Source organism: Pectobacterium carotovorum (assembly GCF_900129615.1).
GTDB classification, from domain to species: domain Bacteria; phylum Pseudomonadota; class Gammaproteobacteria; order Enterobacterales; family Enterobacteriaceae; genus Pectobacterium; species Pectobacterium carotovorum.
Genome location: NZ_FQWI01000010.1, coordinates 63,237 through 78,118 on the forward strand (window position 1 = coordinate 63,237; position 14,882 = coordinate 78,118).

The 14,882-nt window shown below is 44.1% G+C and carries 12 protein-coding genes, 1 tRNA gene and 1 pseudogene; 9 read left to right on the forward strand and 5 right to left on the reverse strand.

Annotated elements, in window-relative coordinates; genetic code table 11:
- Position 1 precedes the first annotated feature (1 nt).
- The 3 genes from BUB06_RS18120 to BUB06_RS18130 all read left to right on the forward strand — a co-directional run bounded on the left by BUB06_RS18120 (position 2) and on the right by BUB06_RS18130 (position 3,448).
- Positions 2–1,780 (forward strand): DNA repair helicase RadD, encoded by a 1,779-nt coding sequence (locus tag BUB06_RS18120; RefSeq protein WP_039475612.1) that lies wholly within the window; start codon positions 2–4, stop codon positions 1,778–1,780.
- Positions 1,781–1,915: 135 nt separating this feature from the next.
- Positions 1,916–2,200, forward strand: a complete 285-nt coding sequence (gene rplY / locus BUB06_RS18125; RefSeq protein WP_010277411.1) for a 50S ribosomal protein L25 — start codon at positions 1,916–1,918, stop codon at positions 2,198–2,200.
- A 99-nt stretch (positions 2,201–2,299) separates the two neighbouring features.
- Positions 2,300–3,448 carry an acetyltransferase domain-containing protein gene (locus BUB06_RS18130; RefSeq protein WP_039475608.1) on the forward strand — a complete coding sequence of 383 codons (1,149 nt, stop codon included), beginning with the start codon at positions 2,300–2,302 and terminating at the stop codon, positions 3,446–3,448.
- Positions 3,449–3,525: 77 nt separating this feature from the next.
- On the opposite strand, the gene yejK is transcribed toward BUB06_RS18130, so the two are convergent.
- A complete protein-coding gene (gene yejK / locus BUB06_RS18135) occupies positions 3,526–4,533 on the reverse strand; it encodes a nucleoid-associated protein YejK (protein WP_039475607.1) in 1,008 nt (335 codons plus the stop codon).
- A 241-nt stretch (positions 4,534–4,774) separates the two neighbouring features.
- Here yejK and BUB06_RS18140 point away from each other — a divergent pair, with 241 nt between their 5' ends.
- From BUB06_RS18140 to BUB06_RS18170, 6 genes are all read left to right on the forward strand, one after another.
- Complete coding sequence (locus BUB06_RS18140; RefSeq protein ID WP_005967239.1) at positions 4,775–5,005, forward strand: YejL family protein; 231 nt, start codon at positions 4,775–4,777, stop codon at positions 5,003–5,005.
- 14 nt (positions 5,006–5,019) lie between these two features.
- Entirely contained in the window at positions 5,020–6,768 is a 1,749-nt protein-coding gene (gene yejM, locus BUB06_RS18145; RefSeq protein ID WP_039475604.1) for an LPS biosynthesis-modulating metalloenzyme YejM, read from the forward strand.
- 78 nt (positions 6,769–6,846) lie between these two features.
- A tRNA-Pro gene (locus tag BUB06_RS18150) sits at positions 6,847–6,923 on the forward strand.
- 217 nt (positions 6,924–7,140) lie between these two features.
- The gene (locus tag BUB06_RS18155; protein WP_039475601.1) at positions 7,141–8,370 is read left to right on the forward strand and encodes an integrase domain-containing protein; all 1,230 of its coding nucleotides are present in this window, start codon (positions 7,141–7,143) and stop codon (positions 8,368–8,370) included.
- Positions 8,371–8,653: 283 nt separating this feature from the next.
- Positions 8,654–9,295 carry a hypothetical protein gene (locus BUB06_RS18160; RefSeq protein WP_039475599.1) on the forward strand — a complete coding sequence of 214 codons (642 nt, stop codon included), beginning with the start codon at positions 8,654–8,656 and terminating at the stop codon, positions 9,293–9,295.
- A gap of 658 nt (positions 9,296–9,953) precedes the next feature.
- Positions 9,954–12,377: a hypothetical protein gene (locus tag BUB06_RS18170; protein ID WP_039475593.1), complete on the forward strand. Its 2,424-nt coding sequence runs from the start codon at positions 9,954–9,956 to the stop codon at positions 12,375–12,377.
- A 214-nt stretch (positions 12,378–12,591) separates the two neighbouring features.
- Here the strand turns inward: BUB06_RS18170 and BUB06_RS22000 are convergent.
- The 4 genes and pseudogenes from BUB06_RS22000 to BUB06_RS22165 form a co-directional block, all read right to left on the reverse strand.
- A pseudogene (locus BUB06_RS22000) lies at positions 12,592–12,738 on the reverse strand (IS30 family transposase); the annotation flags it as partial.
- A gap of 124 nt (positions 12,739–12,862) precedes the next feature.
- Entirely contained in the window at positions 12,863–13,060 is a 198-nt protein-coding gene (locus tag BUB06_RS18180; RefSeq protein WP_039475590.1) for a helix-turn-helix transcriptional regulator, read from the reverse strand.
- An 84-nt stretch (positions 13,061–13,144) separates the two neighbouring features.
- Positions 13,145–13,999: a DUF6387 family protein gene (locus BUB06_RS18185; protein ID WP_039475588.1), complete on the reverse strand. Its 855-nt coding sequence runs from the start codon at positions 13,997–13,999 to the stop codon at positions 13,145–13,147.
- Between the two features lie 242 nt (positions 14,000–14,241).
- Positions 14,242–14,580 carry a hypothetical protein gene (locus BUB06_RS22165; protein WP_039475585.1) on the reverse strand — a complete coding sequence of 113 codons (339 nt, stop codon included), beginning with the start codon at positions 14,578–14,580 and terminating at the stop codon, positions 14,242–14,244.
- Positions 14,581–14,882: the final 302 nt, after the last annotated feature.

Sequence of the window (14,882 nt, forward strand, 5' to 3'; positions counted from 1 at the left end):
TATGTCGTTCACACAGTCTGCCTCGTTCACACTACGGCCTTACCAGCGTGAGGCTGTTTCCGCCACACTCGACTATTTTCGCCGTCACACCCAACCGGCCGTTATCGTTTTGCCTACCGGTGCGGGGAAAAGCCTGGTGATTGCTGAACTGGCGCGGCTTGCTCGTGGTCGCGTACTGGTGCTCGCACACGTTAAGGAGTTGGTCGCGCAGAACCATGCCAAATACCGTGCCTTGGATTTGGAAGCGGATATCTTCGCGGCAGGGCTACAGCAGCGAGAGAGTCAGGGAAAGGTGGTCTTTGGCAGCGTGCAGTCCGTTGCGCGTAATCTCGACCAGTTCGATGGTGCCTTCTCTCTACTGATCATTGATGAATGCCACCGCATTAGCAACGACGATAACAGCCAATATCAGCAAATCATCCAGCACCTGCAAAAAACTAACCCACAGCTGCGGCTGCTCGGCTTAACGGCGACGCCCTATCGGCTTGGCAAAGGCTGGATATATCAGTATCACTATCACGGCATGATCCGTGGCGACGAACGTAGTTTGTTCCGCGACTGCATCTATGAGCTGCCGCTGCGTTATATGATCAAGCACGGCTTTCTGGTGCCGCCTGACAGACTGGATATGCCCGTGGTGCAATATGATTTCAGTAAGCTCGTCGCCCGTAGCAACGGGCTATTCAGCGAAGCCGACCTGAACCTCGAACTCAAACGTCAGCAGCGTATTACGCCGCACATCATCAGCCAGGTCATCGATTATGCGCAAACGCGACGCGGCGTGATGATTTTTGCGTCCACCGTCGAACATGCCAAAGAAATTACGGCCTTGCTACCGGCCGGACAGTCTGCGCTGGTTAGCGCCGATACGCCAGCGGCCGAGCGTGATGCGCTGATTGACGCCTTTAAACAGCAATCGCTGCGGTATCTGGTCAACGTGGCGGTGCTGACGACCGGTTTTGATGCCCCGCATGTCGATCTTATTGCTATCCTTCGCCCAACAGAATCCGTTAGCCTGTATCAGCAAATCGTCGGGCGTGGTTTACGTTTGTATCCGGGAAAAACGGACTGCCTGATTCTGGATTACGCCGGTAACCCGCACGACCTCTATACGCCAGAAGTCGGCAACAGCAAACCGCATGCTGGCAGCCAGCCGGTACAGGTCTTCTGCCCCGAATGTGGCTTTGCCAATCTATTCTGGGGGAAAACCACCCCGGACGGCGACATCATCGAACACTATGGCCGCCGCTGTCAGGGTTGGGAAATGGCAGAAAGTGGCCAACGCCAACAGTGTGATTTCCGGTTTCGGTTTAAAGTGTGTCCGCACTGCGGCGCGGAAAATGATATTGCCGCGCGGCGCTGCCACAAGTGTGACGAGGTATTGGTCGATCCTGACGATATGCTGAAAGCGGCGTTGAAACTGAAAGATGCGCTGGTTTTACGCTGTAGCGGCATGAGTTTCGAGCAGGGGCAGGATGCGAAAGGAGAATGGCTGAAGATTACCTATCACGATGAGGAAGGCGCCGAAGTTAGCGAACGTTTTCGTCTGCACACTACCGCTCAGCGCCACGTTTTCCTGCAACAGTTCTTACGTGTTCACCAACGCGCGCCGGGAACCCCGTTTAACTGGCACAATGCCGCTGACGTCATCGCACAACAGCTATTATTACGCGCACCTGATTTTGTCGTCGCCCGCAAACATGGAAAATTCTGGCAAATACGCGAAAAGCTCTTTGATTATCAGGGACGCTTTCGCCGCGCCAACGAACTCCGCGGCTAAGTAATTTGGGGATTCATTTGCCCATGTCGCCATATTCCGCTAGAATTCAGCCCGCTTTTGTTCGCAAAAGCTGAATAACCCAACCTGCTGCTGGGTCGCCTGTAGCAGGATTACTTTATATAAGTAGAGAAGAAAATGATTACTATCAAAGCAGAAGCACGTCAAGGTCAGGGTAAGGGTGCGAGCCGCCGCCTGCGTTCAGCTGGTAAATTCCCAGCCATCGTTTACGGTGGTTCAGAAGCACCAGTATCTATCGAACTGGATCACGACTCAGTAAAAAACCAAGAAGTGAAAGAAGGCTTCTACGGTGAGACAGTGATCCTGTCTATCGATGGCAAAGAAGTTAAAGTTAAAGTTCAGGCTGTACAACGTCACGTTTACAAGCCAAAACTGACTCACATCGACTTCGTTCGCGTTTAGTTTGCGCTGAAGTCGTTTTCCGGGACGCCGGAAAAGAAGAACGCCGCTTATGCGGCGTTTTTTTTATAACAACTTATTCATTCACAAAGGAATGTGAACATGTCTCGTGATATCTCACAGCGACTTATCGCTATCGATGCCCTGCGCGGTCTGGTTATGGTACTTATGCTACTGGACCATGTGCGGGAAACCTTTTATCTGCACCTGCAACTCGCCGATCCGATTGATGTAACCAGTACCGATCCCCTGCTATTCATCAACCGTACGCTGGCACATCTGTGTGCTCCCGTGTTTGTGTTTTTAACTGGGCTTTCTGCAGCGCTTTATCATCAGAAAGTGCAAGATCGCCGACAAACCGCCCTCTTCCTGTTCCAACGCGGCTTAATTCTTATTCTTCTTGAACTCACGCTAATCAACTTCGCGTGGACATTCCAATTCCCGCCGCAGGTCATTTATTTACAGGTCATCTGGGCCATCGGAATGAGCATGCTGGCCCTCAGCGCACTGATCTGGCTCCCTGCTGGGCTGGTTTTGATACTGGGCATCGTTATCGTGGGCGGACATAACCTGCTGGACCCTCTACAGGCTTCCGCAGACTCCATCTGGTCCATTCCCTGGGCAATTTTGCACGATCGCGGTTGGATAGACATCGGCGACACATTCCGTATGCGTACTTCATATCCGGTATTGCCTTGGATTGGTGTCATTTCACTTGGCTACGTGGCTGGGGCGCTATACCGAAAAGAGGTATTTCCACTTCAGCGTCAGAAAGCCCTGCTCGCTCTGTCTGGGATCACGCTAGCGCTGTTCTTCGTTCTGCGTAGCATCAATCGGTATGGCGAAAAGCCCTGGCAGCAGGGTGATGTCATCACACAGACGCTCATGAGTTATTTCAACATCACGAAATACCCGCCATCGCTACTGTTCCTTTGTCTGACACTTGGCATCGGGCTTTGCCTGCTTGCCGTATTCGAGCGTCAGCAGCAAAAGCGCTGGCTGGTGATGCTGGCGAGCTTCGGTGCCGCGCCGATGTTTTTCTATCTACTGCATCTGTATGTTTTAAAAGGTATGTATTTAACCGCTGTCGCGATCTGGGGGGAAAATCAGGGAGAATGGTTCGGCTTTTCCGCCGTCTGGCAATTGTGGGTGTGCACTGTGATACTGATGGTCGTGTTATTTTCGCCCGTTCGCGCGTTTGCCCGCTTAAAAGCCCGCCGCAGAGACATCCGCTGGCTTAAATACTTCTAGTCACTATCGTTTCAAACCGTCATCAGCCACTGCCCTTTTCCTGAAGTAAGAAAAAGGGCAGCGTCTTCTGGTGCCGACTACTTACCGCTGCTTGTCCGACGCTGTAACTGATCGCGCAGATTCGGCGGCGTGCCTTTAATCGTCAACGTATCCGTCGCCGGATCCCAGAAAATTCGCTCACCGAGCAATAGCGCATCAAAATTCAGGCTGATGCCGCCGCCGCTGCCAGCAAATTTGGTCAACTGGCGCAATGTCCCGCGATCGGCAGGGAAGCTCTCTTCCAGCTCATAACCCTGATCGGCTGAAAACTGCTGAAAGGTTTTCTCGCCCAGCGGTGGCAGTTCCTGCGACAGCGATGCCAGCTCGATTTCCTCACCGGACTGCAACTGTTCATTGCAGTAGCTATACACCTGCTGACGATAATTCTGGCGCTCGTTTTTATCTAACTGCGCTTCGTCACAATACTCATCGACCGCTTTCAGCAAGCCACGGTTTTGTGCTTTGGTGTCCAGCCCTTCTGACGCGGCCAGAAAATCCATGAAGAAGTCAGACACTTTGCGCCCAACACGGCCTTTAAGGAACGTCAGATAACGCGTAGATTCTGGATTGGTTTCCCATTCCGTCAAATCGATACGCGCCACGATATCGGCATGATTGATATCCAGATAGTGCGTGGTGCTGATATCCAACTGTTCATTAACTCGCATGCTGTTGCAGCTATTGAGTACCGATATCAGTAAATACTCGACCGCCAGATAACGATACTGGCAGAACAACACAATACCGCCTTCGGCAAACGGGTACTTCGCCAGCTCATCACGCAACCGCCCAGTTGCGGCACGTGAGAAACTCAGAAAGTCCTCATCCTCTTTGCGACAAGCCCGCAGCGCATCCGCCAGCTCGCTTTGCTCATTAAACAACCCATAGGCCTTACTTTTGGCGCTGTAGACGCGATGCAATTCAGCCATCATCTCTTCGACTGCCGCATTGGTCGACAGCAGGGAATCACGCAACACCATTTCCAGCGTTTGTTCGTCACGTTTAATTAGCTGATGCAGGGCAATCTGGGCGATATCCAGACTCATGATAAACTCTCCTTTTGGCAAGGCGCGTATTCAAACACTGATACGAACGGCCCGCAACACATTAAAGCGAGCCCTTTACATCTGTACGCGCGCTAAGCGTCTACACTACTTATTGATAAAAGTACGTCAGTTATTAATAAAAGTGCGTCAGTAATAAAAGTACGTTAATGATAAAAGTGCAGAAAAGCATAAGCCTATACGGTAAGATAAGCGACTTTACCTGCTTGAGATACGCCATTTTATGCCACAATCATCCCGTTATAGTGACGAACACGTTGAACAACTGCTTTCTGAGATGGTCAATGTTCTGGAAAAGCACCACGCCCCAACCGATCTTGCTTTGATGGTGCTCGGTAACATGGTGACGAACCTGATTAACACCAGCATCGCGCCTGCACAACGTCAGGTTCTGGCGCGTTCTTTCGCTGAAGCCCTACAGGCTTCGATTAAAAAAGCCGATAAAGCTCACTAAGTTTTGACCAACGTATGGTAACCAACCGTCAGCGCTACCGCGAAAAAGTCTCCCAGATGATCAGTTGGGGACACTGGTTCGCCTTATTCAACATTTTGCTCACTTTGGGGCTGGGTAGCCGCTACCTGTTTGTTGCCGATTGGCCGACCTCCCTGTTCGGTCGACTTTACGCGCTGGTTAGCTGGCTTGGTCATTTTAGCTTTATCGTCTTTGCCGCCTATCTGCTGGTCATCTTCCCGCTCACGTTTATTGTGATGTCGCAGCGCCTGCTACGGTTCCTGTCTGCGGCGCTGGCAACGGCTGGGCTGACGATACTGTTAGTGGATGTTGAAGTCTTTACACGCTTTCACCTGCACCTCAACAGCACCGTTTGGGAACTTGTCGTCAACCCCGGACAGGGGGAGATTGCCCGCGATTGGCAGTGGATGTTTATCGGCATCCCTTTGATTTTCATGGCGGAAATGCTGTTCGGCACGTGGAGTTGGCAAAAACTCCGCAGCCTGAACCGCCGCCACTTTGGCAAACCGCTGGCGGGCGTTTTCATCTCGGCGTTCTTCGCATCGCATCTGATGTACATCTGGGCCGATGCGAATTTCTATCGTCCGATTACCATGCAGCGCGCCAACCTGCCGCTGTCTTATCCGATGACGGCACGTCGTTTTCTGGAAAAACATGGCCTGCTGGATGCACAGGAATATCAGCGTCGCCTGACGCAGCAGGGTAATCCTGAAGCCATGACGGTGGAATATCCGCTCAGTAACATCACCTTCCGCGATAGCGGCAGCGGCTACAACCTGCTGATGGTGATGATCGACGATACGCAGCCCGACGCCATACAAAATCGGATGCCGAACCTATCGCGTTTCGCCGCAGAAAACGTGCGCTTTAGCGATCATTATGATTCAGGATCTCAGCCAGACGCGGCCTTGTTTAACCTGTTTTACGGCCTCTCGACGACCTATATGGATGGTATTCTGAGCGCACGTAAACCTTCTGCCTTGATCACCGCGTTAAGCCAACAGGGCTATCAGTTTGGGCTATTTTCGGCGAACGGCTTCAACAGCCCACTTTATCGTCAGGCGCTGCTTTCTGATTTCTCCTTACCTGCGCCACAGCAGCAAAGCGGTGATGCCATTATTACGCAATGGCAGGAATGGCTCAGCCGCGATAATAACCCGGCACCTTGGTTCTCTTACGTTGAACTGAGCAGCGCACCAAAAACCACAGATGGCAAAGGTGCTGAGCCTAACGGCCGCATGAATATTCAGGACGTTGACCGCCAGATTGGGCAAATCATTAATACCCTGCAGGAAAAAAACATTCTGAATAACACAGTCGTCATCGTAACAACTGCACAAAACCAGAATGCTAATGCCAGCAACGCGGCACGTTTTGCCCGTACCCAGTGGCAAACGCCGCTCATTGTTCACTGGCCGAACACGCCTGCACAGACCATTACCAAAATGACGGACAACAAAGACGTCATGACCACGCTAATGCAGCGCCTGCTCCACGTTAAAAACAGCACGGATGATTATTCTCAGGGGGAAGACCTGTTCTCTGCCCAGCGACGCTACCCGTGGTTGATTAACGGCAACGGCGGCACGCTGCTCATCACAACGCCGGATCAGCTCATTATATTGGAAAGCAACGGCAACTACCGTGCTTACGACATGGCAGGAAATCGGCTGAATGATGAAAAACCGCAGCTTGCCCTGCTCTTGCAGGTACTAACGAACGAAAGACGCTTTATTGCCAACTAACTGCCTAAATCTAAAGCAGTCGTTCCATCAGACTATTGCAATAAGGTCAGGAAAAGGTAGTATAAATGCCCATAGCATCGGCACGTAGCGCAGCCTGGTAGCGCACCGTCATGGGGTGTCGGGGGTCGGAGGTTCAAATCCTCTCGTGCCGACCAAATTTCCCCCAACGTTTTGTCTACTGAAGTCCAGACAAGACTATAAAGAACAGATTAAACAGTAGGTTGCATAGACCTGCTGTTTTTCTTTTGTCTACTGAATTCCATATTGATACATTGAAATCCACACTTTTTAGGCATAGATTTAGGCATACGACGCAACATGTAGCCTAAACCCTATGCCTAAACAGCTTTGCGGATTTGATTGGAGAGCGATATGGCACGTCAGACAAAGCCCCTGAACAATACTGAGGTCAAAAGCGCCAAGGCCACTGACCGTGCCGTCATCCTCTATGATGGAGACGGTTTAGAATTACAGGTCACTCCGAGCGGTTCAAAACTCTGGCGTTTTCGCTACTACAAACCCTTCACTCGCAAACGTGCAATGATTAGCCTTGGCGCTTACCCTTCGGTATCTCTTGCCGAAGCGCGTAAGCTCCGTGAAGATGCACGCCTTCTTCTTGGCAAAGACGTTGACCCGCAGGAGCATAAGCAAGCAGAGCAATCACGGCAAAAAAATGCTACAGAGAACACATTTGAAAAAGTTGCTGCCGAATGGTTTAAAACCAAAGAATCAGCAGGTTTGGCAACACATACGTTGAACGATATCTGGCGCTCCATGAGCAAGTATGTGTTCCCACACATTGGCTCTATGCCTATTGCTAATATCACGGCTCAACGATTTATTGGAGCGTTAGAACCCACTCATGCCGCAGGCAGACTTGAAACTGTTAAACGTCTGAGTCAGCGTATCAATGAAGTCATGGATTATGCCCTCAACTCTGGTCTGGTCTCAGTAAATCCAGCCGCCCGAATCGGACGTACTTTTCATAAACCGAAGGTGAAGCATCGCCCTGCCCTCTTGCCAGAGCAATTACCACTTCTGATGAAAACACTGTCATTTGCCAGCATTGGGAGACAAACCCGTTGTCTTATCGAATGGCAATTACTCACTATGACTCGACCAGCCGAAGCCGCCGAATCGCGTTGGGATGAAATCGATTTTGACGCAAAAGAATGGCGTATTCCTGCCGGTCGCATGAAGATGAAACGTGAGCACATTATCCCACTCTCAGAGCAAGCACTGGGGATTCTGGAAGTCATGAAGCCCATCAGTAAGCACAGGGATTATGTTTTCCCCGGATATCGTAACCCGCTTGAGCCAATGAACAGCCAGACCGCGAACATGGCACTCAAACGTATGGGCTTCAAAGATATGCTTGTAGCTCATGGTATGAGAGCCATTGCTTCGACCATACTCCATGAAAAAGGATTTCCCCCTGATGTGATCGAAGCAGCGTTAGCGCATATCGATACTAATGAAGTCAAGAGAGCCTACAATCGCTCTCAGTATTTGGAACAACGAAGAGATATGATGGCGTGGTGGGGAGAGCATGTTGAGTCAGCTTCATATGGTAAAACGAGCATCGTTTCTGTCGCTGGCTAAGTTAGCCCGTTTGAGTTTGCACAGAAAGGATAGATTTTACGGCCAAGGATGGCTAAATTGTATTATCACCTCGGTTCATTGCTTTGCATTCTCAGTTTCTAAACGGCAAGTTTTTTAAGTCTTTGTCCAGCTAATATGTCCGCCTACAACTGCCTTAAACAAATATCTTTCCAATAAAATACTTACCAACCTATTAATGTAATAAGAATGTGTTCTGGTCACTAGCCGATTCCATTACAATGAGTCTTGTGACGCAATCATGTAATTCACGGATGGAATAACAATGACTGAAGCAGACTTGGATGAACTGGCTGATGAAATAGTTCTTCTGTTTACAACCGGTGAATTTTACAGAGGCATAGGGTCAGGGATAGGCGAAGTTAGCAAAAACTTTGGCTATCTCACCTATTCATTTCTTGATACGGATACCCGATATGCACGGTCACGAGAAATGGAAAGAATGATCCGTGCGATACACAGAGGAATTCTTTCACGCGATAAGATCTATGAAACTGTAAAGAGGATCTTTGATAGCTTCAACAAACACACATCTGAGTCGCAGAAACGGAATATTTATCACGGTGCTACCGGTGCAATGACCGGAAGTGTCATTGTATCTCAGGTAGTATTGCAGTTAGCAACCCGCATTGGAAATCTGGCGAGCATACCCTCTGTGTTTTCATATTACATATTGTTAGGTGGAGGAATGGCAGAGAGATCGATATATCGCTCAAGAAGCCTGAACGCTGAGAATCCAGAGGTTTATTACGCACTAAGAAAAGACGATCTTGATTTTTTATTCTTTTTAATCGAACCAATGGTGGAGCCGATCATGGAATCACTGAAAGTGAAAAGAATATATGGCGATAATATGTTTAATGCATTGATTGATAAAGTAGGAGAAAAGATTAAATCTCATGCTTAAAATCACCAAGAAAGTTTTATTGTTTTTATCCTATCAGTTAGGATTTTTACTGCTGACACTTTGTTTTTTCTGGATCTGCTATATTGTATTCGTTGGTTATGCACCATGGAGTGAGAAGGTTTACCATCTGACTGTCGCAATTATCCTGATGCTCATCTTTGGGAAGTTCTGCGACTGGTATAACCGACGAAGATAATTCTATTGGAACCGATGTTATCCGACAGTAGGTGAAGATAGAGCATCAGCACATAATTTCATTGAAACGACTACGAAACTTAGAATGCATTAGTTCAGACATGAACTGACCGTTTTCGCAAATAAAACACAATCAACTCATTGAGCGAGTGGCGGACATTTCTTTACAGGATTTCTGTAAGTCCTACAACGAATTATTGGATAGGAACTTGGTTAATGAAACCCATGTACGAACTATGTAATCTCATAAAACCCTACTTTCGTTTAAATGAAAACAGTTACATGAATATTAATTTTTATTGACTATTTAATTACCATTTCTATCAGCTAAAGTTTCACAGTAAATTCCTTTTTAACTTAATAAAAAGTTGGTCGCATGAGATAGATTTCTCATAAAAAAATCTAAACGTTATAGTTAAATCAATCAAAATATTTTTAATATACTTTAAACAAGGAAATGAATATGAATATTGAACACCTAAAGGAACTTATTATTAGAAAAAAATCACTGCATGAAGATGTGGACGATTTGATAATGGATGAGATGCTATCCTTGCTTCAAGGGTTAAAATGCTGTGAATTAGAGGAAACCCGGCATCTTGTTGCTGATTTATCTCATGAATTGCATAAGCATGAATCGCTTTCCATTCCAATTTTGGCCCTCTTTTCTCTAAATAACATTAATAAAATAATAGATATAGATGGTTATTTCTCTCCCCGAAGTAAAAGAGAGGAAGTTGATGGTGATGCATATATAAAATATCTTGAGAAGTGCTATCTAGCATTCCCTAATAGGGAGATTAGAATATATAGTGATAATCTTAATTCAGTCAAAATACCAGCCGAGATAGGGTTTTATAACACCAATAAAGCTCTTTTGGATATAAGTATTACGACTCCTTTCGTAGAAGGGGAGATTAAAGAAGATCTTAATATGAGAATGATGTCTTTAATTATATCACATCATTATTCTTATAAGTATAATTTGCAGCATGAGTTTTATATTCAATTGGGATCTATTCTTTCCAGATTAAGCATAGACGGCTACCCTCAGTTAGCAAGAGATATTTCAGAAGATGCTCTATTTTGTTCTTTTGACAAAAAGGAGTTATATTATGGGTTTTATGTGAAATTTATTATGTATACATCACAAAAAAATATATTGGACGCCCTATTAAGCCTGTCGTTATTTATTATTTCATTTGATAAAACGACAATTAATCATGAATTGAAGAATAAAACACTTATAGAACTATTTATCTTACTTAGGGAGTCAGGTCTATACTCTGTAGCAAGGAAGTATTATACTGATGTTATAAACACTCTAAATATAGAAGAATATGAAAGTCAAAAATGTCAACTTGCTTATTTTAGTCTAAAAATACTTGAAGAAGATGAAGAAGTAATAGTTGATATAAAAAATTATCTTGACAAAAAAATGAATGATATTCTTGGGTTTCATAATGGAGCTATTATTCCATGGTTTGTGTTACTCCATAACCTAATGAAAATCTTCCCTGATAATGATGAAAAAAAGTACTTTCATAATGCCATTTTAAAATTTGAAGACTCTCTAGATAGAAAGTTAGTTACACAATTAAAAGAATCACTATTAGGTATTAGTGGTAATTTAAAAAACAGTCTAATTAAAGGCATGGATAATTTATCCAAAACAAGAAATAAAGATGACTATGTATATGAGGTTAATTCTCTAATGCCATTAGCAAATAATCTAATAGATGAGTCGATTAAAAGTAAAGATATTGAAGGGTTTTTACTAGCACATAAATTAAAATCTGATGCATCAATATTATTCAAGGGCGAACTTATAGAGCCTATTAATGGGATGATAAAAATAGAGCCTAATAATTACAAATCAAATAGATTGAATTTAGATGAATATTACAATTCTATGATATCACAACTTGAAGATGACACCTCTTATTTTTGGATTGGGTTTAATGACAATAAATTATACTCTCTCATTTTAAATGGTAAGGATTTAGAGTATATTGGCTATGTGAAACCTGCTAATTTAAATGACTTTGATGAATGGATTGATGAAAACATTAAGAAAATGGGGTTTAATGATAATCCTTCAAATGATATTTTTCTTCCAAATGAGGATGTGTGGAAGGTTGAAAAAAATCAAATAATTGAATCACTTCCTAACCTGGCAATAAAAGATATTAATTTTAAAGAAAAAGTTGTTATTTTCCCTGATGTCAAAATGATGGGAATGCCTTTTAATATTATAAAAGTAAATGATGAGATACTTGGTGAAAAGCATATATTATCAGCACCATTTTCTATTGATAACTACATATCTAAAAATATAAGTGATGATTTCTACCTATGGGCACCAATAAATCAAAATGATTTTGCTATTGCTATGGCTTACTCAGGAGTAGAACGAGTTATAAACAAAAATGAAGTACGCTGTGATATCTCGGACACTCCGACAGCAAATTCTGATATAAATATATTTATATCACATGGTGGAAAAAATAACACCGTAGGGTTTTATGGGGTTTATCCTGGAGAGGATAAAACATTCAACCTTGATAAATTATTTGGCACTGGGCGTGTTGCTATATTATTTATTTGTCATTCCGGCAGTATGGTTAAAAATACCTACACCAATAGCAATAACACATTAATAACAAGGTTAATTGAATCTGGTTATGATGCCGTAATATCGCCGAGCTGGAGTTTGCATATATCTATCCCTTCTATATGGCTACCAGAATTTATATCAGGATTAAAGAGCAACCTAAATGTTTCCGAGGCGAATTTTAAAGCTAACGAAGCTGTAGAAAAAAAATTCATTAGCCCTAAAGCCTCTATGGCCATGCATGTATTTGGTAATGGTGCCTTACATCTTTAATCTATAAAAAACCTTTGCAATAATAAATGCAATTTAAATAAACCAGTTTATCTTAACTGGTTTATTTTATAGTTAACATGGAACCAGATTAACTCAGCGTTATTAACTAATTGAATTAGGTCTTCTGTTTTTTTGTAAGATAGAGCCCCCAATGGAATGCTCTCAAATATCCAATACAGTTAAGTGTTTGCAACATCCGCTTCTGGCTGTGAGTTCAACTGATGGATGCAACACATTGGTTAAAACGCTCTGCGGGTGATTCATAGTCTAGCGTTTTTCTTGGCCTCTCGTTGAGCTGCCTGGCAACACTGTTTAGTCTTTGCTGGCTGTGAACCGATAAGTCAGTTCCTTTGGGAAAATATTACATTTAAGTACACCTGAGACTTAATAATGCCCCGCAAAACCTTTAAACAAAAGCCCTCATTAAAATCTGTCAAATATTCTGTAAAATATATAGCCTTTATTGATTGAAATTCTTTACACTTTTAAAATACATTTCTTTTTTCAATCGCGGTCAATATCCATTCATCAATTTCATTTTCAACAAATGCGACAGCACGGATACCAATTTTCACAGGTTGGGGGAAACGCTCTTCACTAATAAGGCGATAGATCCAGGCTTTTCCAAAGCCGGTTTTTCTCATTACTTCTGGGAAACGAATAAGGCGATTCTGGGTATTCATAGTCTCTCCTCGCTTTTTAGAAGAGACTATATGAAAAGTTCAGGGAAACAAGCGAATTTCAGCACATCCAGAATTCGCGTGTTTTTAGTCCTTGTCTGCGAGCGTTATAACATCCGAAACCCGCATTTCTTTCAAATGGTTGTTCTTGTTAAGAAAATGAAGAAACTGAATGATGAATGGCTTGCAGACCGCTTTTAACGCCAGTGGTCTATCGGTATCTTTTATTTGGTTATTCGCTCTGATTCTCCCTTCTTTATCCGCATGGTCATAGAGCAGTGATGAAAGATGATCATCTGACACACGGATATCATGATGCTTTGCCCATATCAGTATGTCGATCATCGGGATCAGCCTGTAATTGATAATTTTCTTGATCGTTCCGTAGCCAAAGCGAACAGTATTTGATAAATCTTCTTCAATGCCCCATATTTTACGCCACTGTGGGAGCATCTCTCTCAGAGATCCTATGATTTCTTCGTCAGTGCCACTGGCGAAATCTATCTCAATCATTATGCTGTTTTTAAAAAATACAGGTAATGTCTTAGCGATGGGCGTATTTACGAATTCTTTTGTCACACGATATTCATCACTTTTTGCATCCCAGGAAAACAACGAATCATTCATACCGTGTATACAAAGTTCAGCCAGTCTTCCGGTCGTTGTTATAGAGAAGTGTGGGGATGGGAAAAGCATATTGTCTATTGCAAGGAGCTCCATATAGCTATCCGTAATGAGGAAGGGCTCTCCACTAAAAAGACTTTTGGTATAAATTTCTGCCAGCCTGATTTCAACATCCCCATGGTCAGATCTAAAAAACAGTGACCGCATCACTAGCTCGTGATAAAGCCGCCCAAGAGATATGTTTTCAAACTGACGATAAGTATCGATATTTAGCCATTCTTTGATTTCTTTAATGTCTTTGTCCGACAAATTTTTCATATGATCATCCTCTATCAATTGTCCTTTCCTTAAAAAAGGATAGTTGAACCAGGCTGAATGACTAGCTATTCACCACTCTTTTCAGTTTTCCTGTCACTTGAACAGCGTAGACCCGATGTAATACTTTATCGTCTGAAGGTTCGAAGTTTGAGGCAATGTTTTCTGTTGATGGGATGACTTTGACTTTTAGGCATAGCTATAGGCATACGCCAAATATCAATATGAAAAATAAATGATATATTTCATAAATTTAAATTCATTACTTTAATGCTCTCGTGCGACCAAGTTTTCCCCAGAAAAACCAACCTCTTACGGTTGGTTTTTTTATACCTTAAATTTGCCGATGGTAAAATGATGGTAAAACCACTGACGGAAGGAACCGAAAGAATGGGGCAACGTAAGCCGTATTCATCAGGGTTTAGCGTCCAGTCGTTGTCCGCGTTTTCAATTGACGGGCAATTCGAATCAATTTGATTTTCAATTTGAGGAATTGACTTTTTTTGTTTGGTTCGCAGGTTCGCGTTTTGGTTCGCACTCGTAGATTTCTGCGAACCTGTTTTGCGAACTTTTTCAGACTTCATCCAGCCTTCTTTTTTGCGGCTTTCCTAATAGCGGTGTCGCTTACCCCATGTAGTTCCGCGATGGCCCGTATCGAAAGTTGGCTGGCTGCATAATCGCGTTTGATCGACTTCCAATCCGGTTTTGTCATGTCACTGCCACTCCTTAAGAGCCTCATTTCTAAAACTGTAAAGGACGCATGCCTTAGCAATCCCGTTAAGGTTTCTTACGAGGTATGTGCATGACAGTAATCGTTACCCTTGCAATAATTTTCGCAATACTCCTTACCTTATCCTTAACTGATGGGGCAAAACTGATTCACATA